This is a genomic window from Horticoccus luteus (assembly GCF_019464535.1).
In the GTDB taxonomy this organism is placed as follows: Bacteria; Verrucomicrobiota; Verrucomicrobiia; order Opitutales; family Opitutaceae; genus Horticoccus; species Horticoccus luteus.
On the sequence record NZ_CP080507.1, the window covers coordinates 291,779 to 314,183 of the forward strand.

At 64.3% G+C, this 22,405-nt stretch carries 18 protein-coding genes; 9 read left to right on the top strand and 9 right to left on the bottom strand.

What is annotated here, in order from left to right; genetic code table 11:
* Nucleotides 1-35 precede the first annotated feature (35 nt).
* Nucleotides 36-437, top strand: coding sequence for a rhodanese-like domain-containing protein (locus K0B96_RS01110; protein WP_220162877.1), 402 nt, complete (start codon nucleotides 36-38; stop codon nucleotides 435-437).
* Nucleotides 438-446: 9 nt separating this feature from the next.
* Here K0B96_RS01110 and prmB read toward each other — a convergent pair whose 3' ends face one another.
* The 5 genes from prmB to fdhD are packed head-to-tail and all read right to left on the bottom strand — an operon-like array spanning nucleotide 447 to nucleotide 4,689.
* The gene (gene prmB, locus K0B96_RS01115; RefSeq protein ID WP_220162879.1) at nucleotides 447-1,340 is read right to left on the bottom strand and encodes a 50S ribosomal protein L3 N(5)-glutamine methyltransferase; all 894 of its coding nucleotides are present in this window, start codon (nucleotides 1,338-1,340) and stop codon (nucleotides 447-449) included.
* Nucleotides 1,321-2,136 carry a rhomboid family intramembrane serine protease gene (locus tag K0B96_RS01120; RefSeq protein WP_220162882.1) on the bottom strand — a complete coding sequence of 272 codons (816 nt, stop codon included), beginning with the start codon at nucleotides 2,134-2,136 and terminating at the stop codon, nucleotides 1,321-1,323. Before K0B96_RS01120 ends, prmB begins: the two co-directional genes overlap by 20 nt.
* Nucleotides 2,137-2,194: 58 nt before the next feature.
* Nucleotides 2,195-2,851: a site-2 protease family protein gene (locus K0B96_RS01125; RefSeq protein WP_220162884.1), complete on the bottom strand. Its 657-nt coding sequence runs from the start codon at nucleotides 2,849-2,851 to the stop codon at nucleotides 2,195-2,197.
* 4 nt (nucleotides 2,852-2,855) lie between these two features.
* Nucleotides 2,856-3,833: a tetratricopeptide repeat protein gene (locus K0B96_RS01130; RefSeq protein WP_220162886.1), complete on the bottom strand. Its 978-nt coding sequence runs from the start codon at nucleotides 3,831-3,833 to the stop codon at nucleotides 2,856-2,858.
* A gap of 19 nt (nucleotides 3,834-3,852) precedes the next feature.
* Nucleotides 3,853-4,689: a formate dehydrogenase accessory sulfurtransferase FdhD gene (gene fdhD / locus K0B96_RS01135; RefSeq protein ID WP_220162888.1), complete on the bottom strand. Its 837-nt coding sequence runs from the start codon at nucleotides 4,687-4,689 to the stop codon at nucleotides 3,853-3,855.
* Between the two features lie 117 nt (nucleotides 4,690-4,806).
* Between fdhD and K0B96_RS01140 the strand changes: the two genes are divergently transcribed.
* Nucleotides 4,807-5,871, top strand: coding sequence for a PA0069 family radical SAM protein (locus K0B96_RS01140; protein ID WP_220162890.1), 1,065 nt, complete (start codon nucleotides 4,807-4,809; stop codon nucleotides 5,869-5,871).
* Between the two features lie 73 nt (nucleotides 5,872-5,944).
* Here K0B96_RS01140 and K0B96_RS01145 read toward each other — a convergent pair whose 3' ends face one another.
* The 3 genes from K0B96_RS01145 to K0B96_RS01155 form a co-directional block, all read right to left on the bottom strand.
* Complete coding sequence (locus K0B96_RS01145; RefSeq protein WP_220162892.1) at nucleotides 5,945-8,863, bottom strand: TonB-dependent siderophore receptor; 2,919 nt, start codon at nucleotides 8,861-8,863, stop codon at nucleotides 5,945-5,947.
* 176 nt (nucleotides 8,864-9,039) lie between these two features.
* The gene (locus K0B96_RS01150; RefSeq protein ID WP_220162894.1) at nucleotides 9,040-10,080 is read right to left on the bottom strand and encodes a LacI family DNA-binding transcriptional regulator; all 1,041 of its coding nucleotides are present in this window, start codon (nucleotides 10,078-10,080) and stop codon (nucleotides 9,040-9,042) included.
* Nucleotides 10,081-10,196: 116 nt separating this feature from the next.
* A complete protein-coding gene (locus K0B96_RS01155) occupies nucleotides 10,197-11,063 on the bottom strand; it encodes a sugar phosphate isomerase/epimerase (protein WP_220162896.1) in 867 nt (288 codons plus the stop codon).
* Between the two features lie 72 nt (nucleotides 11,064-11,135).
* On the opposite strand from K0B96_RS01155, the gene K0B96_RS01160 reads away from it, so the two are divergent.
* From K0B96_RS01160 to K0B96_RS01180, 5 genes are all read left to right on the top strand, one after another.
* Nucleotides 11,136-13,064, top strand: coding sequence for a hypothetical protein (locus tag K0B96_RS01160; RefSeq protein WP_220162898.1), 1,929 nt, complete (start codon nucleotides 11,136-11,138; stop codon nucleotides 13,062-13,064).
* Entirely contained in the window at nucleotides 13,061-14,077 is a 1,017-nt protein-coding gene (locus K0B96_RS01165) for a WD40/YVTN/BNR-like repeat-containing protein (RefSeq protein WP_220162900.1), read from the top strand. Before K0B96_RS01160 ends, K0B96_RS01165 begins: the two co-directional genes overlap by 4 nt.
* Before the next feature lie 134 nt (nucleotides 14,078-14,211).
* Nucleotides 14,212-16,656, top strand: a complete 2,445-nt coding sequence (locus K0B96_RS01170; protein WP_220162902.1) for an alpha-L-rhamnosidase-related protein — start codon at nucleotides 14,212-14,214, stop codon at nucleotides 16,654-16,656.
* A complete protein-coding gene (locus K0B96_RS01175) occupies nucleotides 16,653-17,531 on the top strand; it encodes a DUF6807 family protein (protein ID WP_220162904.1) in 879 nt (292 codons plus the stop codon). The genes K0B96_RS01170 and K0B96_RS01175 overlap by 4 nt, the downstream gene beginning before the upstream one ends.
* A complete protein-coding gene (locus K0B96_RS01180) occupies nucleotides 17,528-18,826 on the top strand; it encodes an aminotransferase class V-fold PLP-dependent enzyme (RefSeq protein ID WP_220162906.1) in 1,299 nt (432 codons plus the stop codon). The genes K0B96_RS01175 and K0B96_RS01180 overlap by 4 nt, the downstream gene beginning before the upstream one ends.
* 59 nt (nucleotides 18,827-18,885) lie before the next feature.
* Here K0B96_RS01180 and K0B96_RS01185 read toward each other — a convergent pair whose 3' ends face one another.
* Complete coding sequence (locus tag K0B96_RS01185) at nucleotides 18,886-19,377, bottom strand: RidA family protein (protein WP_220166341.1); 492 nt, start codon at nucleotides 19,375-19,377, stop codon at nucleotides 18,886-18,888.
* Between the two features lie 97 nt (nucleotides 19,378-19,474).
* Here K0B96_RS01185 and K0B96_RS01190 point away from each other — a divergent pair, with 97 nt between their 5' ends.
* Nucleotides 19,475-20,512: a WD40/YVTN/BNR-like repeat-containing protein gene (locus tag K0B96_RS01190; protein WP_220162907.1), complete on the top strand. Its 1,038-nt coding sequence runs from the start codon at nucleotides 19,475-19,477 to the stop codon at nucleotides 20,510-20,512.
* A complete protein-coding gene (locus K0B96_RS01195) occupies nucleotides 20,509-22,398 on the top strand; it encodes a hypothetical protein (protein WP_220162910.1) in 1,890 nt (629 codons plus the stop codon). The genes K0B96_RS01190 and K0B96_RS01195 overlap by 4 nt, the downstream gene beginning before the upstream one ends.
* The last annotated feature ends 7 nt before the right edge of the window (nucleotides 22,399-22,405 follow it).

The window sequence follows — 22,405 nt, forward strand, 5'->3', positions numbered from 1 at the left end:
GTTGCGCGTGAGGAGAGGGCGCGGCAACGTAAGGCATGAAATTCATCCGCGCGCTCCTGTTATTTTTCGGATTGGCCATTGGTTTGAACGCGGCGGAAGCGCCCCGCATCGCGCCGCAGGCCGCCGCGGAGCAAGTCGCGGCGGGCACGGCGGTGCTCGTGGACGTGCGCGAACCGGCGGAGTGGGAGAAGACGGGCGTGGCGCAACCGGCGGTGTTGCTGGCGAAGAGCGATTACGACGCGGGCGCGAGCGATTGGACGGCGTTTCTCGAGGCGAACCGCGGCAAAAAAATCATTCTCTACTGCCACTCGGGACGGCGCGCGGGGATCGTGGCCGAGGCCCTCGCGGAGAAAGGATTTCGCGTGGCCAATGCCGGCGGATTGCAGGATTGGACCAAGGCCGGATTGCCGGTGCGTTCTGTGGAAGCGAAAAAATAGGGCGGCGGCCTACGTGAGTCGCGCGGCGCGGAAGAGACACACGCAGTCGGTGCCATCCGCGGTCGGAAGCCATTCGGGCGCGAGCGCACGGAATTCACGCGAGATCGCGCGGCGCAAACCACCGACCTCGATCACGACGATGCCGTGGGGCGCGAGGCGTTCACGGGCTTGGGCGAGAAGTTTGCGAATGATCGCGAGGCCGTCGGGGCCGCCGTCGTGCGCGAGACGCGGCTCGGCGCGAAATTCCGCGGCCTGGCGATCGACATGGGCGCTCGGCTCGTAGGGCGGGTTGCTGAGAATAATGTCGTAGGGCACTGGCGGCACGGCGTCGAACACGTCGCTCGGGTGGAGCGCGATGCGCGACTGAAGTCGATGCGCGTCGCGGTTAAGACGGGCGACGGCGAGCGCGTCGGGGGAAAGGTCCAGGGCGTCGATCTGCGCGCGGGGAAACTGGCGGGCGAGCAAAATGGCGAGGCAGCCGGAGCCGGTGCAGACGTCGACGGCGCGCCGCACCTTGACGCCCGGGAGCAGGTCCGGGAGTTGCGGGATGAGTTCGACGAAGTAGCTGCGCGGAATGATGACGCGTTCGTCGACGTGAAAGCGCAGGCCGCCGAGCCAGGTTTCGCGCGTGAGGTAGGCGGCGGGCACGCGGTCTTCGAGTCGGCGGCGGAAGAGCGTGCGGACCGCGGCGGCCTCCGTCGGCGTCAGCGGGCGGGAGAGCACGTCCGGCGAACTGTCGAGCGGGAGCTGCAACGCGTGGAGCAAGAGGTAAAGCGCTTCATCGTGGGCCTCGGCCGCGATCTGCCCGAGGGCGGCGCCGGAGCGGGCGTATTGGCTTTCCGCCCAGTGCAGCCAATCGCCGAGAGTGCGCGGAGCGGCGGGTTCAGGCCGGCGGGAGGGCATCGGTGGTGCGCACGTGTTCGTGGTGATGGATATGCTCCGGGCAGTAGCATTGGTCGCCGGCGCACTGGGAACAGTAGCGGAAATCGAGTTGGGGATGGGAAAGGTCGGTCTTGCCGCAAACGTGGCAACGATGCCGCGGTTGCGGGCCGGCGCGTTCCTGCACGAGGTGTTGCACGTCGCGGCGCATGCGGCGCCGGCGGTAGCGCAGCGTGAGATAAATATCGCGGCCGAAAAAGAGCAGGAAGTTGCCCACGGCGGCGATGACTTGCAGGCGCGTGGCAGGGCCGCCGGTGATGAACGACCATGCGTATCCGAGCCAGGCGAGCAGCGCGAGCCACTTGATCTTGATCGGCAGGATGAAAAACAGCGAAAGCTCGAAGTTGGGATTGAGCCACGCAAACGCCAGAAACACCGAGCCGGCCAGAAACAGATTGGAGGCGAAAGCGGCGGGAATCACGAAGGCGGCGCCGACGGTCAGCGCCCAGCCGGTGAAGATAAAAAGGTTGAAGCGCACGGTGCCCCAATAGTGCTCGAGCGCTTCGCCCATCAGGTAAAAGAGCCACCAGGCAAACGCGATGAAGAGAAAGCTCACGGGCGGCGGCACGAACAGAAACGTGATCAGCCGCCACCACTCGCCGTGCTGCACCAGCGCGGGGACGAGGAGCAGCAGCCCCACGTCGAGCCGGCCCAGCATGGACGCGAGCGCCACGAACACCTGACCGATGACGAAGAGGAGCGCGAGATGCGGGAGGGCGACGCGCTGCAGCGAGCGTTCGAGTTTCGAAAGGGCCTTCACAACGACAGGACGGAGCTTCGGTAACCGCCCGCGGAGGGCGCAACGGCGTGAGCGAGCGTCACGTGGCGATCAGTTTGAAGACGGCGACGAACGGCGAGGCGACCGCCATCATGAGGTAACCCAAAGCCGAGCGCACGCCGGGGATCATAAAGGCCAGCAGGACGAGCATGAAGCCCCAGCGGGAGAAGCGCACGAACGTGAGTTCACTCATTCCGACCACATGGCGCAGCACCTGGCCCCCATCGAGCGGCGGGACGGGCAGGAGGTTGAACACGGCGAGGGCGACATTCACCATCAGGGCCATGCGCACCAGCTCCAGCGTGCGAGGATCGGCGCGAAAGGCGAAACCACCGATGACCGCGGCAAGCAGGGCGAGAACAAGATTCGAGCCGGGACCGGCCAGCGTGGTCAGCAGCTCGCCGCGGGTGCGGTGAGGAGCGAAGTTACTGGGATTGATCATGACGGGCCGCCCCCAGCCGAAAAGCAGGCCGCCGGGAAAAAGAAAGATGCACGCCAGCGGAAAAATCACGGTGCCATACATATCCATGTGCGCGAGCGGATTGAGCGTGACGCGGCCTTGATTGCGCGGCGTGTCGTCACCGAGGCGGTCGGCGACAAACGCGTGCGCCCATTCGTGGACGCAGAGGCTTACGACAAGAACGAGGTAGAATATCAGGCCTTCCCGCAGGTGGCTCAAATCGATGCCGGAATTCATCGGGTCATTTTTTGCCGTCGGCAGAGAGCTGCGCAACGAGCTTTTCCTTCTGCTCGTCGAGGGCGGGCTCGTGGACGGTGGCGAGGAGGAGGCGCGCCTGCTCGGGGCGATTGGTTTTGAGGAAGATGTTGGCGATGTGCAGGCGCATGGTTTCGCGTTCGACGTTGCTGCCCGCTTTTTCCTCGAGGGCGTGCCATTCCTTGAGGGCGGCGTCCCAGTCAGGATTTTCCAAGTCGTAGAAGGACTCGGCGTAACGGTAGGTGAATTCTATGCGGTCGGGCGCGAGCTCGGCGGCGCGGTGGAACGCTTCGTGAGTGGTGCGATCGAGATCGGCGCGGCTCCACTGGCCGGATTTCAGGAAGTCCGCGCGCGCTTCGTGGAGGAGCGTGCCGAGTTGGTAGTGATAGAGCGGCTCGTCGGGTTTCAACTGAATCGCCGCAAGAAAGTAGCTCACCGCTTCGAGCGGCTGTCCTTCCTCGGCGAGGTAGTTGCCAATCTGGTTTTTGACGAAGGGCTGGTTGGGGTCGCGCTCGTTGGATTTGAGCAGCATCGCGATCGACTGGCGGCGCATGTCGATCTTGCCGAGAAAATAGCCGTAGGCGGCGTAACCCTTCGCGGTCGGGTGATCGGTGAGCAGGCTTTCGTAATCGAAGCTGATCTGCTGGAGCTCGTGCTTGAACTCATCGTCGTCGACCTTCGGCTCGTCGCCGGAGGCTTGGGCGAACAACGTCTGCTGGCGGCGCACGATTGCCTGGAGTCGGGCCTCGGCTTCCGGATCGGGCGGCGTCGTCTCGGCGGGTTTGGCCGGTCGCGGCGGGAGATCGGCGGGGATGCGGTGAGCGGCAGCGGGCGGGGTCGCGGCGGGGTCCGCGCGCAGCGAGGCCGGCAAACCGGGTTCAGCAACAACGACGGGATCGGCCGCGAGCGCGGTCGCTGCGCTGGCGACAAGGAGACAGGAAATCAGGCCGAAAACACGTGACATGGGAGGCGGTGCGACAGATTCAAGGCGTCAAGGTGCCGGCATAAACGTTCATGCGGCCGTCGCGCAAAAAGCCCACGAGCGTCTGGCCGGTTTCGCGGGCGAGGGCGACGGCGGCGGTGGTCGGCGCGGAGATGGCGGCGAGGCAGGGGATGCCGGCGGCGAGGGATTTTTGGACGAGTTCGAACGAGACCCGGCCGCTCACGAGCAGGATGCGGCCGGCGAGCGGGAGCTGGGAGGCGAGGAGCGCGTGGCCGACGACTTTGTCGAGCGCGTTGTGGCGCCCGACGTCTTCGCGGGCGACGAGCAGTTGACCGGCAAGATCGAAGAGGCCGCTGGCATGCAGGCCGCCCGTCAGGGAAAAACCGGGCTGAGCCGCGCGCAGGCGGGCGGGAAGCGTGGAAAGGAGCGCGGCGGAAGGCGGTGGCGAAGGCGGCTGCGGCGGAAATTCAGCGCGCACCGCATCGATGGTGGCTTTGCCACACAGGCCGCAGCTCGACGAGGTGAAGACGTGCCGGGTGAGGCGTGCCAGATCGAAGGTGACGTGGGGGGCAAGGAGGACATCCCAGACATTGCCGGTGGGCGGTGGCGCGGAATCGGTGGAGTCGGCGGCGCGTTGAAATTCGCAGGGAACGATATCGAGAATATCGCGCGCGTCGCGAATCACGCCCTCGGTCGCGAGGAAACCGGCGGCGAGCTCGCGATCATGGCCCGGGGTGCGCATGACGACGGCGACGCTGCGGCCGTTGACGCGGAGTTCGAGCGGTTCTTCGGTGGCGAGAGGATCGTCGCGCTGCTCCACGCCGCCGGCGAGCGAGTGCCGCTCGACGGGGAAAAGCTGCGTGGCGGGCAAAGGCATGCGGTTTCACTGAAAGGTAAACCGGAGCAGACGCGAGCGGAAGCGCGGGTTGAGCGAGGGAAACGTGCCGGGGAGGTGAGCGCTTGCGTCGCGGCCCGCTTGCGCGACGGTGCGCGCATGTCGTCGAATTTTGCTTCGCCTCCGCCGCCGGGGCGCGGTGCGCGGAACAACCCGCCGAATCGTTTCGAGCGGCTCCACGTGGAGGCCGATCCGGACTGCCCGCCCGAAGAGCAGCCGCATCCGCGCACCGAGTTTATCGTCGATCACAGCGCAACGATTCTGACGGCGAACGATAGTCCGGATGTGCCGTTCACGATGGGATTGAATCCTTACCGCGGATGCGAGCACGGGTGCGCCTATTGTTTCGCGCGGCCGTATCACGAGTATCTGGGCTTCTCGAGCGGGTTGGATTTCGAGACGAAAATTATGGTGAAGCTGCGTGCGCCGGAGCTGCTGCGCGCGGAGTTGAGTGCGGCGCGCTGGCGGCCGCAGTCGATCACGATGAGCGGCGTCACCGATTGCTATCAACCGGCGGAGCGGCGCTTTCAACTCACGCGGCGGTGCCTGGAAGTGTGCGCGGAGTTTCGGAACCCGGTGGCGTTGATCACGAAGAACTTCCTTGTGACCCGCGACTGCGATGTGCTCGCCGAGCTCGCGCGCTGGGACGCGGCAGCGGTGTTTGTGACGATCACGACGCTGGATGCAGACTTGGCGGGAAAACTTGAACCGCGCGCAGCGCGGCCGTCGGCCCGGTTGGAGGCGTTGCGGCAGCTTTCGCAGGCGGGCATACCGACGGGTGTGATGGTGGCGCCGATCATTCCGGGCCTGACCGACCACGAAATGCCGGCGATTCTCGCCGCAGCGGCGCAGGCCGGGGCGCGCAGCGCGGGCTATACCGTGCTGCGGCTGCCATGGGCCGTGAAGGAGGTCTTCACGCAATGGCTGGACGATCATGCGCCGGGCAAGAAGGAGCGGGTGCTGAGCCGGGTGCGGGAAGTGCGGGGCGGGAAACTCAATGTCTCGGAGTGGGGCGCACGGTTGCGCGGTGAGGGCATTTTCGCGGATCAGATCCGCGAGCTTTTCCACGTGGCGGCGCGCCGGGCGGGGCTGGCGCAGGGGCGGTTGGAATTGTCGACGGCGCACTTTCGCCGGCCGGCCGGGGCACAACTCGAGTTGTGGTGAGGGGGAAAGAAAAAGGGCGGGGACCGCGAGGTCCCCGCCCTTGAGAGCGAATGAAGTTAACCGGTCAGACCGATTAGAACTTCAGCGTGTTGGTCAGCAGCCAGCTGCGGGCCGGGGACAAGACGTAGGTGGGACCTTCCACGTACTTCTCATCCGTCACGTTGTAAACCGCCAGGCGGGAACCAATCTTGTAGCCGAAGAGCTCCCATTGGTAACCGACGCTGACGTCGAACGTGGTGAAGTCGCCGGATTGGAAGCCGCCGTTGAGGGGATTCCAGTCGACGCTTTGGCTGACGACCGTCTTGGACGAGTAGCGCATGGCGCCACCGACCGTGAGGCCCGCCACCGGACCGTCCGTGAACGTGTAGTTCGCGAACGCATTCAAGCGGTATTCCGGAACGTTCGCAATGCGCGAGCCGTAGAGGATGTTCGCGCTGACCTTTTGGGCCGGCGTGTAGGCGGTGTAGGCAGCGGTGCCGGGCTTGGCCGTGAGGCTATCCGCGACTTCCGCCGTCCACATCCAAGCGCCGTTGACGACGGCTTGGAAGTTACGGATCGGCGTCCAGGTCACGTCGAAGTCAGCGCCTTCGATGCGATTCCGGGTGGCCGTCGTGCGCCAGCGGAGCAAACGCGCGCCGCTGTAGGGATTGCCCGCGGGGCCGAAGATGGCGACGTTGCCGCCACCGGAGTAGGCCGCGTTGAGCGGTTCGTTGGCCTGCGCCGTACCGTCGTCATACTTTTGATCCTTACGCTCAGCGTGGAAGATCGAAGCGGTGCCGACGAGCTTGTTGTCCCAGAGGGTGGTCTTCACACCGACTTCGGCGTTGTAACCGGTTTCCGGCTTGATGACGTCGAACGCGCCGAGGGCGGCCAACGCATCATGGAACTGGTCATACGAGGTGATCGATTGACCGCGGTAGTTGAACGCACCGGACGCATTGTAGGCGCTGTTCGCCGTGTTCTGGGCCCACGCCTTGGCGGCGTTATACCAGAGCGGGATATCGAGTTGGCTCGCGCTGCCCTTGGTGCCGCTGTTGAGGCGGAACACCTTCGAGTAGGAAGCGAACACGTTGACATCCTTGGCGACTTGGAACGAAGCGCCACCCATCCACGAGGTACCAGCCTGGCGCTGGAAGTTGTTCGTGTCACCGGCGTAGCTGGCCGAGTAGTTATACAAGCCCTGCGGATACGTCGTCTGGTCGGTGAACGCGTACGGCGGGTTGGCGAACCACGGGAAGTTGCCCGTCAGATACTGGCCGCTGTCACGGTGCATCTCGCGGCGGACACCGGCGAGAAGGGTGAGGCGGTCATTGAGGAGCGAACCTTGGTAGTTCAGGTAACCGGCTTGATCTTCGGTGTCGTAGCCGTCAACCGCGGTGCGGTCGATTTCGACCACGCGATGATTGTCGGGTTGGACTTCCGCGCCCGGATCCCAGTTCGTGAAGACTTGGGTAACGGTCTTGATCTTGCCGAACCGGTCGCGAATGACTTGGGCAGACGGAACATCGCCCGCGCTCGGGACCATGGCGGCCGGCACGAGGGTGTTGTTCAAGTTACCTTCGGGATTCGAGGCACCGGGGATCATCGAGTAGAACCGGTTGAACGGAGCGCCGGCGACGGCGTTGTACTGCTGACGGTTCTTGATGAACACGCCACCGACGAGGAGGCGGTTCTTGATGCCGAACTTGTCGTACTTCAGGATGGCGTCCACCTGATGGTTCTGGCGGCGAAGCCAGTAACCGGCGGTGTTGAGACCATACTGGGTATTGAACGTGCGCGCATCGGCGTTGGGCAGCGTGAAGCCTTCCACGTTATCGAAGCGGCCATTCTCATTGGTCAGCACGTAACGGGCATCGACGAACGAAGCCGGCGACAGGGCGACCGTGACGGTGCCGGTGTCGTTATGGTTGTTCGAGTACGAGCCACGATTGGTCGAGTTGAACCCGGTGTCGTGGATGTAGTTGCCCGAGGCGTCCTGGTAGTAGGCGCCCTTGAGGACGCGCGTGTAGGTCGGGAGCGTTTGGTCGCCCGTCGCGTTACGCGTGTCTTGAGCCCAGGTGCCGGCACCGTTCGAGAAGATACGAGCGCGGTAGGCCGCGACCGGATCCGCATTGGCGGCGAGGCCAGCGGCGTTGATCAAAGCCTGCGACGGAGCCGCATAAGCCTTGAACCAACCCTCGGGGAAGTACCAGTCGTTCTGGTTGGCGTTGACCTTCGAGTCGATGGTCTCGATTTCGGCCGTGATCGTCAGCTTGCCGCTGTCGAAGGGCACGAGGGTCACATTGGCGGTGAGGGAGTTTTCCTTCTTGAATTCGAAGTTACGCTCGCCGCTGCTGTTTTCCCAAGAAGCCACCACGCGCATTGCCGCCTTGCGGGACAACTGGGCGTTGTGATCGAGGACGACACGGTTGACGTTGTTCTCGCCGACTTGGTGCGTGATCGTGGTCGGGATCTTGCCGAACACCGGTTGCTTCGTGATGTAGTTGATCACGCCGCCCGGGTAGCCAGAACCGAAGAACACGGACGCCGGGCCTTTGACGACTTCAACACGATCAATGTTATTGATGTTGTAGGCGTTGTAGCGCGCGACACCGTTGCGGAGGATGGAGTTAACACCGAAACCGCGGAGGGTGAAGCCGCCTTGCGGCGTGGCCGAGTTGGCCGGACGAGCCATCGTGAAACGGTTGTCGCCCGAACCCGAAGACGAATAACGGAAGATATCCGTGATGGAACGGATGTTGTTATCGTCGATAAAATCCTTCGCCATCACCGACACGGAGATCGGGATGTTTTGGATTGGCATGTTGATACGGGTCGCCGTCACCGAATTGGTGCGGAGGTAGCCCGTATCCTTCTCGCTCGTCACCTGGAAGGGTGACAGCGTCTGCACCTCGTCGTCGGACGGGGTCGCATCAGTGGTCGTCGTTGTCGTCGTCGTGGTTGTCTTGGCTGTTTGGGCCCAGACGGACGTCGTCAACGAAACCGCGGCCATGGCCGCCAAGCAAGCGACCAAGGAGACCTTGGTCCTGCGCAATGGATAGCTAGGTTGTTGTTTCATTATTATGTGGTTTGTAGTTTCCGGTTTTGGGCCGGTAGGGACCGATCCAAAATGCGGGAAATTTGTTAGGGAAAAGATTGAACGGCGCAAGAGGTATCGGGCCTGAACGATCAGGCGCTCAGCCGGGAGGCTTGCGGGTGAGTGAGCAGGGTGGGCGAAACGCTCACGCCGATTCGGCCCGTCGTGCGCGGATTCTCGATGCGCCAGACCAAATGGTCGACGACTTGGCGGACGAGCGTGGGGAGGTTGATGTCGAGGGCGGCCGGAAGGTGATCCAAATTGTGGTAGATCACCGGGTTGTAATTTCCCAGGAGCGTCTCCACGTCGCGATCAGAACGAACGCCCGCCTGGCGCAGAGCGCGGAAAAACGAGCCGCAAAAATGGTCCACCGGCAGATAGAGGCCGGTGGGACGCGGGTTGGCTTGGACGACGCGGCGGGCGAGCGATTCGCTCTCTTCGTGCATCGGCGCGGTCTCGAGATAACTGGTGTTCGGCTTCGACCGCCCCAGGATGGTGTGGGCGGTAAGGCCGATTTCCTTGGCGCGATCCAGAAAAGCCCGCACCCGCCAGGCGACGGCGGAATAATCGGGATCCGGGGAAATGACGGCGACCACCTTGTGACCACGCGTTTGGAGGTAATCGGCGGCGGCGCGACCGTTCTCGGTGTTGTCCGGCTCAACGTAATCGCCCGCGTAGCTCATCGAGCGGCGGGTCATAAACCAAACGCGGGGTAAATCCCCCAGGCGCTGGAGACAAGCGGGAGAGGGTTCCATGCCTTGCACGATCACGCCGTCGACCTGGCGTTCGGCCAGTGGGCGGGGGAGATCGTCGGGCGAATCAGAGAATAATACCGTCAACTCGACTCGTTGGCGTTCGTTGGCGGGCTGGACGTGCAGCAACTGGTCTTGAAACCAATTGTGACTGGTATTGCGACGTGCGCCGACGAACCACACCGCGATTTTCTTGGGCGCGGCAAGGCGGGATTTGGGTCCGCGGCGGCGATTGAGCGGCGTGGGCGTGTAGCTCACCGCTTGCATCACGGCTTGGACGCGCGCCAAGCGATCAGGCGCTACCAAGTGCGGCTGATTAATGACGCGTGAAACCGTCGCGGGAGAGACTTTTGCCTTACGGGCAATGTCGGCAATGAGCATGATCGGGGTAAAAGTGCCGTGAAACTTTCAGAAAGGCTCGTGAACGGGCATGGGAGGGTCAAGAGTTTTCCCCTCCCGAAGTCTGGCATAGCGCGCACGGGGAAACCCCGATGGCTCTAGGCGGAAGCGCCGCGTTGGGCAGCCTCACGCCACGCGCTGGCATACTCGCGGCGCGCGATCAACACGTCGTCCCACACGGGCGGGTTGGTGCTGACGTGATAGCCGTGGCTCATCCCGAGTTCCGGGCAGACCCAGAGTTCGGCGGGGCGTTTCGGCCCGGCGAGCCAGAGGGCGAAGAGGTCCACGACGAACGCCCGATAGTCGATGAATTCCGGAGTCAGGCGTCCGCGGCCGTTGCTGACCGGCACCTGGCAGTGCTGGGAATTGAAGGGCCGGAGGTGGAAAAGTTGCGAATGTTGGATGAGCTTGGGCCAGACCAAAAGCCGCCGCGAATAATCGGCGGGTTGCACATGCTTCGAAACCGCGAAATGCGAATGATCCCACGTCACCGGCATGAGGCGACCCGTGGCCCGGCGAAACAGCCGGGCGATTTCGTCGAATTTCTCCGGCGTTTCCGTCGCTGTGTCGCGGTGGGTTTCAATATGCGGCCGCAGTCCGAGGGCGGCGCCGAGTTCCACGACCTTGACCGCGAGGGCGGCGGCGGTCGCGGGCGGGGTGTCGTGGTTCAAAAGCTGGACGTTCAGCAGCTCGACACCAAGGTCGAGATTGAGCTGCAATTGCTCGCGGGCCCGGCGCACGTTCCCGCAGTCGAAGCCGCCCATGACGAGGAGGCCGAATTGGTCCGCAAGCCGGCGAACCTCGGGCGAGGCGAGGGTGGCGACGCCGTCGAAACCGGCTTCCTTGATGGCGGCGAATTTGCGTTCGAGGGACCATTCCCGCTTCGCGGAAGGAAGGCCGATCATCGACCAAGTCGATGCGCATTGGATGAGACGCGGGGTCGTGGGAGCAGGGGTGGGTTTCATACTGAATTTTCAGCGAAAATGCTGATTGAATTACAGAAATACACCAGCCTAAGCTCAAAATTCCCCGCCGGCATGAAAACGAACGCTGCTTTCTCCCTTATCCTTGTAAGTTGCTGGCTGGCCGTCGCCGGGGTGGCTCGAGCGGCGGAAGCGCGTCCGCTTTCGCTGGCGGATGCGGACATTGCGCAACGGTTCGTGACGCGGCGCGAGCTGGTGCTGAAAGAAACCGCGGCGGGCATCGATCCGGCCGATCCATCCAAGGGCGGCTTTTTGAACGTCGCCGCGTGCCTGCAGCGGGGTGAAAACCGGGCCGCGGCGCTCGCGCGATTCGCGAAGCTCAACGAGCCGATGCCGGTGGATAACATGTTTTGGGTCTATCCGATGGTGACGGTGATGTTGACCGGGCACGACAACCTCGATGCGGCGAGCTGGGCGCGCATTCGCGAGCTGTGGAAGATTTATTGGCCGAGCCGGGGGGACACCGAAAATCACTGGGTGATTTCCTACGCCGGGCTTTATCTGGCGGCGCAAACCCTCCCGCCCGCGGGCGGCGATCAATGGTTCAACGGCCAGTCTTCCGCCGAAAACATGAAAGAGGCGCGTGATTACTTGCTGCACTGGATCGACGTGACGACCGCTTACGGCCAGGGCGAATACGACTCGCCCAACTACATCGAGGAATACGCGATGCCGCTCAGTTTGCTGGCGGGGTGGTCCAAGGATCCGGTGCTGCGCGAGAAGGCGCGGATGCTGTTGGACTATATTTTCTATGATTTCGTCGTCGAGCAAGTCGACGGCTACTACGGCGGCGCGCACAGCCGCGTCTATCCGAAGCAAGCGGTGGCGCCCGGCCGCACGCCGAGCTCGGCGCTGGCGTGGCTCCTGTTCGGGTTGGGTGACCGCCAAGCGGGCGCCGGAGCGACGGTGGTCGCGCTCAGCGGCTACACGCCGCCCCCGATTTTGGAACGCATCGCACGCGACATGACGGTGCGACCCTACGTCGAACGCGAACTCAAGCGCACGCGCTGGCGGCTGCGGCACGCGGGCCCGGATTCCTTTGTGATCGGCGACAAGCGCACCGTGCCGGTCTATAAATACAGCTACGTGGATCGCGACTTCGTCCTCGGCTCGTCGCAAGGCGGCTTGTTGCAACCGATCCAGCAGCAGACGTGGAGCCTCGTGTGGCGCACGGACAAGAGCACGGCCGATGCGGCCAACACGTTTTTCGGGGTGCAGCCGAGCTCGTCGGCCTTGGAAGGCGCGATGTATTTCGGGGGCGACGCTGACACGCTGGCGAACCTGATTGCGCGCTCGAAGGCGGACTACGATTCGCCGGATAAACTCACGGGCGGCTCGCCTTATGAGCAGGTGTTTCAGGACGGCACGGCGTTGATCGCGCTCTACGACATCGCGCCGGGGGCGCGATTCCCGCATATCACGACGTTTTTCTCGCGCGATCTCACGGGGGTCGACGAAGACAAATCCGGGTGGATTTTCGCGCAAGGCGGACCCGTTTACATCGCTTACCGGCCGTTGGCGCCGGGCGAGTGGAAGCCCTACGACTGGACGGGACTTTTGCGCCACGGCGGGGGCGGCTGGATCAGCGCGGGTTTTGCGGACTGGGGCACGGGCCACCGCTGCTACGTGAGCTCACAATTGCGCAACGGCTACGTGGTGCAGGTGGCGCCCACGCGGGATTACGCGAGCTTCAACGCGTTCAAATCGGCGGTGCGCGCGTTGCCGCTGACATATTCGACGAAGGACAAACCCCAGGTGACGTTCACCGCGCTCGGAGGCCAACGCCTGCAGGCGCGTTACGGCGAGCCACCGACAGTCGACGGAAAATCGCCGGACTACGCGCACTGGCCGTTGTTTGACGGCCCGTTTGCGCACGAAGCGCGCGGCAGCGGCAAACTCGACCTGCGCCACGGGGGCGAGCGCTTGCTGCTCGATTTCAACCACACCCGCACTGAGGAGTCCGCCACCGCGGTCCAGCCATGAAACTGCCCCCCGTATTTTCGTTCGCCGCCCTGAGTCTCGCGTTCGCCGGTTCGATCGCATGTGCCGCGGAACCGGCGCCGACGGCGCATCGGCTCTACACTGCCGTGGCGATGACCGGGCAACAGCACAACACCTCGGTGCCGACCGATTCCGGACTCTATTTCCGTGAAGGCGCGAACCAGTGGGCGCATTTTGGTCCGCGCGTGCTGGGCGTGATGACCGTCGCGGTCGATCCGCGCGATCCGCAGGTGTCGCTGATCGCGAGTGCGGATGGCGTGGTGCGGTCGGCGGATGGCGGCCGGACTTGGCGCAAGACGACTGGTTGGGAAGTGGCGGATGTGCGCGCCATCGTCTTTGACGAGCAACGCCCCGAGCTCGCTTATGCCGCGACCGCGTGGGGTCCGCTGCGATCGACGGACGCGGGTGCCACGTGGCAGCTCGCGCAAAAAGGTTTGCCGCGGTTGTATGGTCAGACGCTGGTCGTGGAGCCGCAGGGCCGTATTTTACTCGGCACGGAGAAAGGGTTGTTCGCCTCCACCGATCGCGCGCAGTCGTGGCACGCGCTGACGTTTCCCGAGGTCTCGGTGCTGCGGCTCGCGCAAAGCCGCGCGGATGCCAAGGTGCTCGTGGCCGGCACGGAAGGGCGCGGCGCGTGGTTGTCGCGCGACGGAGCGAAAACGTGGACGCAAATTTCCCACGTGCCCGCGACCGCGAATGTCTATGCGGCGGCGGCGGACCCGTTGGATTCGCAACGGCTCGCGGTCGGCGGTTGGAGCATCGGCGTGCGCTGGTCGAACGACGGCGGCGCCACGTGGCGCGATGCGACGGCGGGGCTGCCGGCCGGCAACGTGTTCGCGCTCGCTTTCGATCCCGACCACGCCGGCCGCTTGTGGGCGGGAGTCTTTGAGCGCGGCATTTACTATAGCGACGATGACGGCGCGTCGTGGATCGCCGACGGTCTGGACGGCGCCTACGTATTCGATTTCGTCTTCGCCGCGGCGCCCACGAAGTAAAATGACCGACCGGGGGCGCGACTTTCCGCGATGCGCAGCGCGCCGGGCGCGGCGACCGGAACATTGTTCGGCCAATGCGGTAACTGGGCCGCTCCGCGGTCGGCCGCCCTCTGCGGCGGCTCTTCACTTTTCTCATGTCTGCAACTCCTTTCGTTAATTCCGCCAGTTGGATTTGGTCCGCCGAGGGCTCGCACAGCGCTCCGGCGCCCGAGGCCGCGACGCCATCGCACTACCAGGTGCGCTATTTTCGGCGCACGTTCGAGGTCGAGGATCCGACCGCGGCGACGTTGCGCGTGCAATTGTCGGCGGACAGCCGCTACCTGTTTTTTTGCAACGGCAACTTTATCGGCCGCGGGCCGGCGAAGGGGGACATCAACCACCATTTCTACGACTCGTTTGATTTGACGCCGTATTTGCGCGCGGGGCGCAACGTCCTCGCGGCGCTCGTGCTCGACATGTCCCACGTGGCGCACCGTCCGGCATTGCTCGGGCCGCCGTGTTCGGTGATGACTTACACGGGCGGTTTCGTGCTGGAAGGCGAGTTGCGCGGGCGCACGGGGGAGACCGTGGCGGATTTGCGCACGGGCGCCGAATGGAGAGTGGCGGTGGACAAGGCGCATCGTTTTCAAAACGAGAACACGACCTTCGAGGGTTACCTCGGGTATTTCGAACATCGCCTGTCGGCGTTGATCCCTGCGGGGTGGAACACCGCCGATTTCGACGACTCGGCCTGGGCGGAGGCGCACGTGTTGTTCAAAGCGGAGCTGCTCGAAAACCGCCGCGACCCGTCGAGCCCTTACGGTTTGCTGCCGCGCATGATTCCGATGCTGGAAGAGGGAACGCCGCAGATTTTTGCGGATGCGTTTCTCCAAGGCGGCGCGCCGGTGTCGGCCGAGTGGCAACGGTTGTTGATCGGCGACGCGGCGCTGACGCTGCCGGCGGGTGCGACCGTGGATGTGGTTCTCGACGTGGGCGAACTCACCACGGCGTTTCCGCATCTGCTCGTCGCGGGCGGCGCGGGGAGCGTGCTGCGGCTGACTTACGCGGAAGCGTTGCGGCTGCCGTGGAAGACGCCGAATGCCCAACTGATCGGCAAACAACAATCCCTCGCGAACCTCGCTTCGCATTTTGCCGACGAGAGCTCGGGCTGGACGTTCGATCGCCGCGGCAAGGTGACAGGCTGGGGCGACATTTGGGAACCGTCGGGCCAGGTGGAGCTTTTCGAGCCGCTGCACTGGCGGGCGTTTCGCTACATCGGCCTGCGGATCGTGGTCGGCGCGGAGCCGCTCACGTTGCGGGCGTTGCAACATCGGTTCACGGCCTATCCCTACCGCATCGCGGCGAAATTTGAGTCGTCGGACGCCGCGTTGAACCGCATCTGGCCGGTCGCGTTGCACACGATGCGGTTGTGTTCGCACGAGACGTTTGAGGACTGCCCGCACTACGAGCAGATGCAGTATGCGGGCGACACGATGATCACCTCGAAGATCGCGATGCTCACGACGGGCGATTACCGCCTGAGCAAGCAGGCGCTGCATCATTTCGACTGGTCGCGGTTGTCCGATGGGTTGACGCAGAGCCGGTTTCCCTCGCGCCTCGTGCAGGTGATTCCCACGTGGTCGTTGCACTGGATCACCAACACCAAGGATTACGTGATGTGCTCGGGCGATCTCGGGACGGCGAAGGAGCTGCTGCCGGGCGTGCGCGCCGTGACGGACTGGTTCCGGCGGCACACGGATGCCAGCGGCCTGCCCGCGAAACTTCCGTATTGGAATATCACGGACTGGTGCCCGTGGTGGCCGCGCGGCGTCGTGCCCGGAGCGGACACCGGGCCGACGACGATTCTCAGCGCGCAATACATCCAGGCGTTGACGGAAGTCGCCTGGCTCGCGCGCTTGCTCGGGCGCGACAGCGAGGCCCGCGAGCTTGAGGCCGAGGCGATGACGCTGCGGCCGAAGCTGCACGCGCTCACGTGGAGCGAGAGCGAAGGGCTTTACTTTGACCGGCCGGGCGGGCCGGAAGTCAGCCAATACGGCAACGCGTGGGCAATCGTGGCGGGCATCGCGGGCGAGCGCGAACGCCGCCGGATCTTCGAACGATTCCCCAATGATCCCAAACTCGCGCCGGGATCGTTTTTCTGGTGGCACACGGGCTTCGCCGCGCTGGCCGCGGCGGGCCGGTTCGACGAGATGCCGCAACATCTCGGGCCGTGGCACGAGTCGATCGGCTTCGGCCTCTCGACGTTCGTGGAGGAGAACTCCTATTGGCGCTCGATGTGTCACGCATGGTCGGCGCATCCCGCGCTCGCGTTTCTGCAAGGCATCCTGGGCGTGACGCCGACGGCGCCGGGCTTCGCGGAGGTTTTGATCGCCCCGCAGCGCTGCGGACTCACGCATGCCTCCGGCCGCGTGTGCACGCCGCAGGGTGGCATCGACGTCGCGTGGCGGATGGAATCGGACCACGACTTCCGCCTCCAAATCACCACTCCGGCTTCGCTCGCCGTGACCGTGGTTGCACCCAATGGAGCCCGGCGATCCTTCGCCGGGGGAGCCTTTGCCGAAACGTTTTCCCTCACATGAAATCCCTGCGTCTGCATCACGAAGCCGGTCGCGCGGTGGCGGTGGCGTTGGCCGGCGAGGCCGGCGCGCCGGAAGCGCTGCTTTGCCGGTATGTCTATGCGAGCGCGGAGGCGGCCAATGAATCGCCGCGCCCGTATTTTCACCCGTTGAATTCGCTCGCGGGCGATACGTTGACGAATTTCCGGCCCAACGATCATCCGTGGCACCACGGCCTCAGCCTTACGGTAAATCACGCGGGCACCGCGAATTTCTGGGGCGGACCGACCTGCCTGCGGCCCGACGGTTACCAGTGGCGCGACGACCACGGCGCGCAACATCATCTCGAGTGGTCGACGCTGGCCGCCGAGGGCGCCACCGCGACGCTGGCGCACACGCTCGCCTGGCGCCGGAGCGGGGAAACGATTTTCACGGAACGCCGCGAAATCGTCCTCGCGCTCGATGCGGCCGGTCACGCCTGGTCGTTGCACTGGCGCAGTGCGCTGCGCAACGCGACGACGCGGGACCTCGCGCTCGGCAATCCGAGCTCCGCGGGCGGTCTGGCGGGTTCGCACTACACGGGGTTGCAGTTTCGCGGCGCGCGGGCGCTGCTCGACGATCACCTCGACAAGACCATCGAGATCATCGCGGAAGGCGGCCTCACGGGAGAAAAGGCCGTGCACGGCGCGAAAGCCGGTTGGATGGAGTGGCACGCGCAGAGCGATACGACGCTGCACCGCGTGAAAATCCGTTTCACCAACAACAGCGGGCCGCTGCAGTGGTTTGTGCGTCGCGGATATCCGCTCGCGGCATTTCCTTTCCAGGCAGATCAGGATTATGTCTTGGCGCCGGGCGCGACCCTGTCGCTCGACCACACCCTCACGTTCACCCAATCATGACTATTGATCGCAAAACGTTTCTGCGCGGACTCGGCGTCGGCGCCATCGGCACCTTCGCCGCGCCGGCTTTGCTGGCCGGCCACTCTTCGAAGGAGGCGTCGTCGACGGCGGTGAAGCTGCCGGCCTTCGATGCCAGCGGTCCGGAGCCGTTCTGGGCCGCAGTGCAGGCGAGTTACGTGATCGAACCGCCGCTCATGTATTTCAACACCGGCGGCCTCGGCCCCGCGCCGCGCCGGGTGCTGGATATCTTCACTCGCACGATGATGGCCCACCAGCGTGTTTCTGATACGGGTCACGATCTTTTCGACGGCGCCCGCGAAGAAGTGGCGAAGTTTTTCGCCGTGAAACCGGAGGAGGTTTGTTTCACGCGCAACGCCACCGAAGGCAACTCGATCGTCGCGGCCGGCCTGCGGCTGGCGAAGGGCGATGAAGTGATTTTCGAATCGCACGCGCATCCCGGCGGCTCGTTTCCGTGGGTCAATCAACAGCAGTTGAACGGGATCGTCGTGAAGCTGTTCGATCCTGATCCGGCGAGCCCGGAAGGAAATCTTGAGCGGATCAAGGCGTTGATCACGCCGCGCACCAAGGTGATTCAAGTCAGCCACGTCACCGCCCCGACGGGGATCGTGTTTCCCGTGGCGGAGATCGCGAAACTGGCCCGCCAGCACGGCGCGTGGTTTCACATCGATGGCGCGCAGTCGGCGGGCATGTTTCCGTTCGGATTGCGCGACACCGGCTGCGATTCGTTCGCGACGAGCGGTCACAAATGGCTCGGTGGGCCGCACGAAACGGGGATCTTTTATGTGCGACATGAGCGGCAGGACACGCTCGCGCCGATCGAGGTGGGCGCGTATTCCGGCGAGCTGCCGTTTTTGCCGGGCACGTTGAAATACGTGGATTCGGCGGTGCGCTACGAATACGCGACCCGCAGCGCCGCGAGCATCGTCGCTCTCGCCGAGGCCTTGCGGTTTCAGGAGGAGATCGGGCGGGAACGCATCGCCGCGCACGGGCGGGCGCTGGCGGAGCAGTTGCGGGCCGGCCTCGCGAAAATTCCCGATGTGGAAATTCTCACGCCCACGCGCCCCGAGATGCGCGGGTCAATCACCACCTTTCGCTCGTCCCGGCTACCCTACGATAAATTGTTCGGCGAGTTGTGGGGCAAATACCATTGCCGCTGCCGGCCGGTGAGCGAGCAGAAGCTCGACGCGTTGCGCGTGTCGACGCATTCGTTCAACTCGCCCGCGCAAGTCGATCATCTGCTCGAGGGCATCACCACGGTGTTGCGCAAGGCGTGACGGCGTTGCGGCGCAGTCGAGTGCAGGCCACCCCCGCGGCTGCCGCCCGCCGGGTGCGTTCAGTCGGCGACTTCGACGAGCATCTCAACTTCGACCAGCGCGTTGCCGGGCAATGCCGCGACGCCGACCGAGGCGCGCGCATGCCGGCCGCGCTCGCCGAAGGCGGCGACGAGCAGATCGGAGGCGCCATTCACGACCTTCGACTGGCCGGTGAAATCGTCGGTGCAATTCACAAAGCCGCCGACGCGGACCACGCGTTTCACGCGGGCGAGTTCGCCGATTTCCGTTTTCAACGCGCTGAGCAACTGCACCGCGCACACGCGCGCGGCCGCGGCCGCCTGGGCTTCGGTGGCGTCGCGACCGACTTTGCCGGTGATCAGGCCGCCGGCGGGATCGCGGGGGATTTGGCCCGCGAGAAACACCAGCGAGCCGGTGCGCACGGCGGGCACGTAGTTCGCGATGGCGGCGGGCGCGGTGGACAGCGTCACGCCTTGGGCGGAGAGGCGCTGCTCCGGCGTGGTCTCGGCCGCGTGCACGGCGGCGGCCCACATCACACTGCACAGGATCATGGCCAGGCGCTTTTTCATGTGGCGCGGACTCAAAGCGCTCCTCCCGGCGGCGCGCAACGTTAGAAACCTTTTTACCCTTATGCCTCTTCTCAAACCTGGTGTCCTGTTCGCTGTAGCGCTCGCCGTGGGGGCGAGTGCCGCGGCGGCGCCGCACGAGCTCTACGTCTGCGCGAGCGTGAACGACAATTACGTCATCGGCTCGACCTACGTGACCATGAGCGGACTCTTCCGGCGCGGCGGAGACGGCCAGTGGCAGCACGTCGGTTTCAACGACGTCGGCTTGATGGCGGTCTCGTTTGATCCGCGCGATCACCGCACGTTTTACACGGCTACGTTGAACGGCTGCGTGCGGACGTTTGACGGCTACGACCACCTGCGGGTCACCACGGGGTGGGACGTCACGGAGCCGCGGGATGTGTGCGTGGACCCGAATGCGCCGGACACCGTTTACCTCGCGTTGCCGGACGGCGTGGTCGTGACGACCAACAAAGGCGATACGTGGGAACGCCGCGAACACGGCCTGCCAACGCGGGGGAAATACACGCAGACGATCGAGGTCGACCGCACACGGGCGGGGCGCGTCCTCGCGGGTTGCGAGAAGGGTATTTTTCTGACCGAGGATGCCGGCAAAAACTGGCGCCAGGTGTTGGCCACGGTCGACGCCGTCCTCGACGTGCAGCAATCGCCGCACGATCCCGCGCAATGGTTCGCGGTCTCGCAAAGCGCGGGTGCCTGGCGCTCGGCGGACGGCGGTGCGACGTGGGCGCAGGTGGGTGGCGTGCCCAAAGCGAAGGCGTTTTATAACGTGAGCTTCGACGCGACCAATCCGCAGCGGCTCGTGCTCGGCGGCTACACGTATGGTGTGCTGACGTCGGAAGATGGCGGGCGCACGTGGACGGAACGCAACGCGGGCCTCCCGGCCGGACACCACGTGTGGCGCGTCGCAGTGGACCCGGATGACGGGCGGATTTACGCCGCCGTGCGCAGCGATTCAATTTACGTGTCCGCCGATTTTGGTCGCACGTGGAAAGCCGCCGGACTGCCCGGCTCGCAGGTGGCTGAATTTGTGTTTGTGCCCGCCGCGACGAATTCAACCCCCGCCCGCTCCTCGCGATGAAATCCGTCACGTTTCTCACCGTTCTTTTCAGTTTGGCCACGGCACTGACCGCGGGGGCGCAGCCCTCTTTTTCCGGGCCGCCGCCCTCGCGCACTGTCGTGCACGACGCGAGCGTGCGCCGCGCGCAATACCTGCAACGCATCAACGAAGCCCTCGACTGGCGGATTGCGGCGATTGATCGCCAGAACGTCGCCGGGACCGTCGATCTCGCGGCCGTCAGCGCGTTGCTGGCGCGCCATCAGGACATCGAGTTGTGTAATCAACGCGTCATCGAATTGATGAAGACGCCCGGCAGCGGACCGTTCTGGATGTTTCCGACGGTCTGCGTGTCCTTCCTCGGGCGCGATCAACTTTCCGCCGAGGCGAAAGCGGCCATCCGCACGGCGTGGAAATCTTTCCAGATTCGGGGCGACACCGAGAATCATTGGGCGATGTATTACACTTCGGTCTATCTCATGAGTGAGCTTTATCCGAACGATCCCGCCGAGTCGTGGTTCAACGGGAAAAGCTCCGCCGAGAATCGGGCGGAAGCGCGCGCTTATTTGATCAGTTGGATGGATCTCGCCACGACCGTCGGGCAGGGCGAATACAATCCCTCCCACTACATCGGAGAATACGCGATTCCGATGATGTTGATGGCGCGGTGGGCGCAGGATCCAGCCATGCGGCAGCGCGGTCATATGATGCTGGACTGGATTTTCGCGGGTCTCGCGGAGAGCACGCTGAACGGTGTGTTGCACGGGCCGAACTCGCGCACGGACGAAGGCTCGGTCGTCGAGCGGTGGAATGCGCTCGCATCGGTTTTTAGCTGGGTGCTTTTCGGCAACACGCCGCCGATCGCGGGCTACGGCGGGTGGGGCAACTATTTCATGGCGATTGCGGACAGCTATGAAGTGCCCGCGGTGATTTATCTCATCGCCACCGATCGGTCGGCGCCGTTTCTGCAGCGCGACCTCGCCCGCAGCCGCCGGCGGTGGCGCTACAGCGCCGAGTTGTTCATGCCGGTGTATAAAACCAATTACACGACGAAGCATTACGCCGTCGGCTCCTATCAAGGCGGCATTTCCGATCCGATTCAGACGCATGTGTGGGACGTGACGTGGGACGTCACGGATCCGCGCGGCATTCACAACACGATGTTCTCGCTGCATCCGTTGGCGTCGAACCACGTCCTGCAGATGTATTTCTCGGAACTGCCCGACACGATGGCCCAAGACATCACGAAACAGGGCAAGCCTTCCTACACCCTGGCGGGGAAAATCGTCGGCTGTTCGCCCTACGAGCAGGTGTTTCAAGATCTCGATACGGTGGTCGCCCTCTACGATATCGCGCCGGGCGTCGAGTTTCCGCAGGTGAACGGGTTTTTCTCCAAGGACCTCATCAACGTGACCGAGGACCAGTCGGGGTGGATTTTCGCCGAGGGGGGCGACACCTACCTCGCCTACCGGCCGCTCGCGCCTTACCATTGGGAAGCGTATCGGCACTTCGACGGTGGGTGGGCGGCGAAACAGGAGGAGATTGGCGGCCGGTTGCTCGTCAGCCCGCACCTGAAAAACGGCACGATCGTGCAGGCGGCGTCGGCGTTCGACTTCAAGGATTTCGAGGACTTCAAGAACGCGATCCGGCGTTTGCCCGTGGAGTTCAGCCTCAAGCCGAAGCCGGCGGTGAAGATGATGACCTTGCGCGGACATGACATCGTCGTGACCTATGGCGAAGCGCCGACGCGCGACGGGGAGAAGATCGATTACGCGAAGTGGAAGCTTTTCGAGGGTCCGTATCTCAACGCGGAGAAGAATTCGAAACGCCTCGTCATCACGCACGGCGCTTTGCAACGCGTGCTCGATTTCAACACCCTGACCATCGCCGACACCGTCACCCAACCCTGAACTTACG

Excerpts from the sequence above, each read along its gene's own strand:
- K0B96_RS01145 (WP_220162892.1), bottom strand. The coding sequence starts at position 8,863 with ATGGCCGCGGTTTCGTTGACGACGTCCGTCTGGGCCCAAACAGCCAAG.
- K0B96_RS01165 (WP_220162900.1), top strand. The coding sequence starts at position 13,061 with ATGAAACTGCCCCCCGTATTTTCGTTCGCCGCCCTGAGTCTCGCGTTC.
- K0B96_RS01140 (WP_220162890.1), top strand. The coding sequence starts at position 4,807 with ATGTCGTCGAATTTTGCTTCGCCTCCGCCGCCGGGGCGCGGTGCGCGG.
- fdhD (WP_220162888.1), bottom strand. The coding sequence starts at position 4,689 with ATGCCTTTGCCCGCCACGCAGCTTTTCCCCGTCGAGCGGCACTCGCTC.
- K0B96_RS01150 (WP_220162894.1), bottom strand. The coding sequence starts at position 10,080 with ATGCTCATTGCCGACATTGCCCGTAAGGCAAAAGTCTCTCCCGCGACG.
- K0B96_RS01170 (WP_220162902.1), top strand. The coding sequence starts at position 14,212 with ATGTCTGCAACTCCTTTCGTTAATTCCGCCAGTTGGATTTGGTCCGCC.
- K0B96_RS01180 (WP_220162906.1), top strand. The coding sequence starts at position 17,528 with ATGACTATTGATCGCAAAACGTTTCTGCGCGGACTCGGCGTCGGCGCC.
- K0B96_RS01160 (WP_220162898.1), top strand. The coding sequence starts at position 11,136 with ATGAAAACGAACGCTGCTTTCTCCCTTATCCTTGTAAGTTGCTGGCTG.
- K0B96_RS01110 (WP_220162877.1), top strand. The coding sequence starts at position 36 with ATGAAATTCATCCGCGCGCTCCTGTTATTTTTCGGATTGGCCATTGGT.
- K0B96_RS01155 (WP_220162896.1), bottom strand. The coding sequence starts at position 11,063 with ATGAAACCCACCCCTGCTCCCACGACCCCGCGTCTCATCCAATGCGCA.
- K0B96_RS01175 (WP_220162904.1), top strand. The coding sequence starts at position 16,653 with ATGAAATCCCTGCGTCTGCATCACGAAGCCGGTCGCGCGGTGGCGGTG.
- K0B96_RS01190 (WP_220162907.1), top strand. The coding sequence starts at position 19,475 with ATGCCTCTTCTCAAACCTGGTGTCCTGTTCGCTGTAGCGCTCGCCGTG.
- K0B96_RS01195 (WP_220162910.1), top strand. The coding sequence starts at position 20,509 with ATGAAATCCGTCACGTTTCTCACCGTTCTTTTCAGTTTGGCCACGGCA.
- K0B96_RS01130 (WP_220162886.1), bottom strand. The coding sequence starts at position 3,833 with ATGTCACGTGTTTTCGGCCTGATTTCCTGTCTCCTTGTCGCCAGCGCA.
- K0B96_RS01125 (WP_220162884.1), bottom strand. The coding sequence starts at position 2,851 with ATGAATTCCGGCATCGATTTGAGCCACCTGCGGGAAGGCCTGATATTC.
- K0B96_RS01185 (WP_220166341.1), bottom strand. The coding sequence starts at position 19,377 with ATGTGGGCCGCCGCCGTGCACGCGGCCGAGACCACGCCGGAGCAGCGC.
- prmB (WP_220162879.1), bottom strand. The coding sequence starts at position 1,340 with ATGCCCTCCCGCCGGCCTGAACCCGCCGCTCCGCGCACTCTCGGCGAT.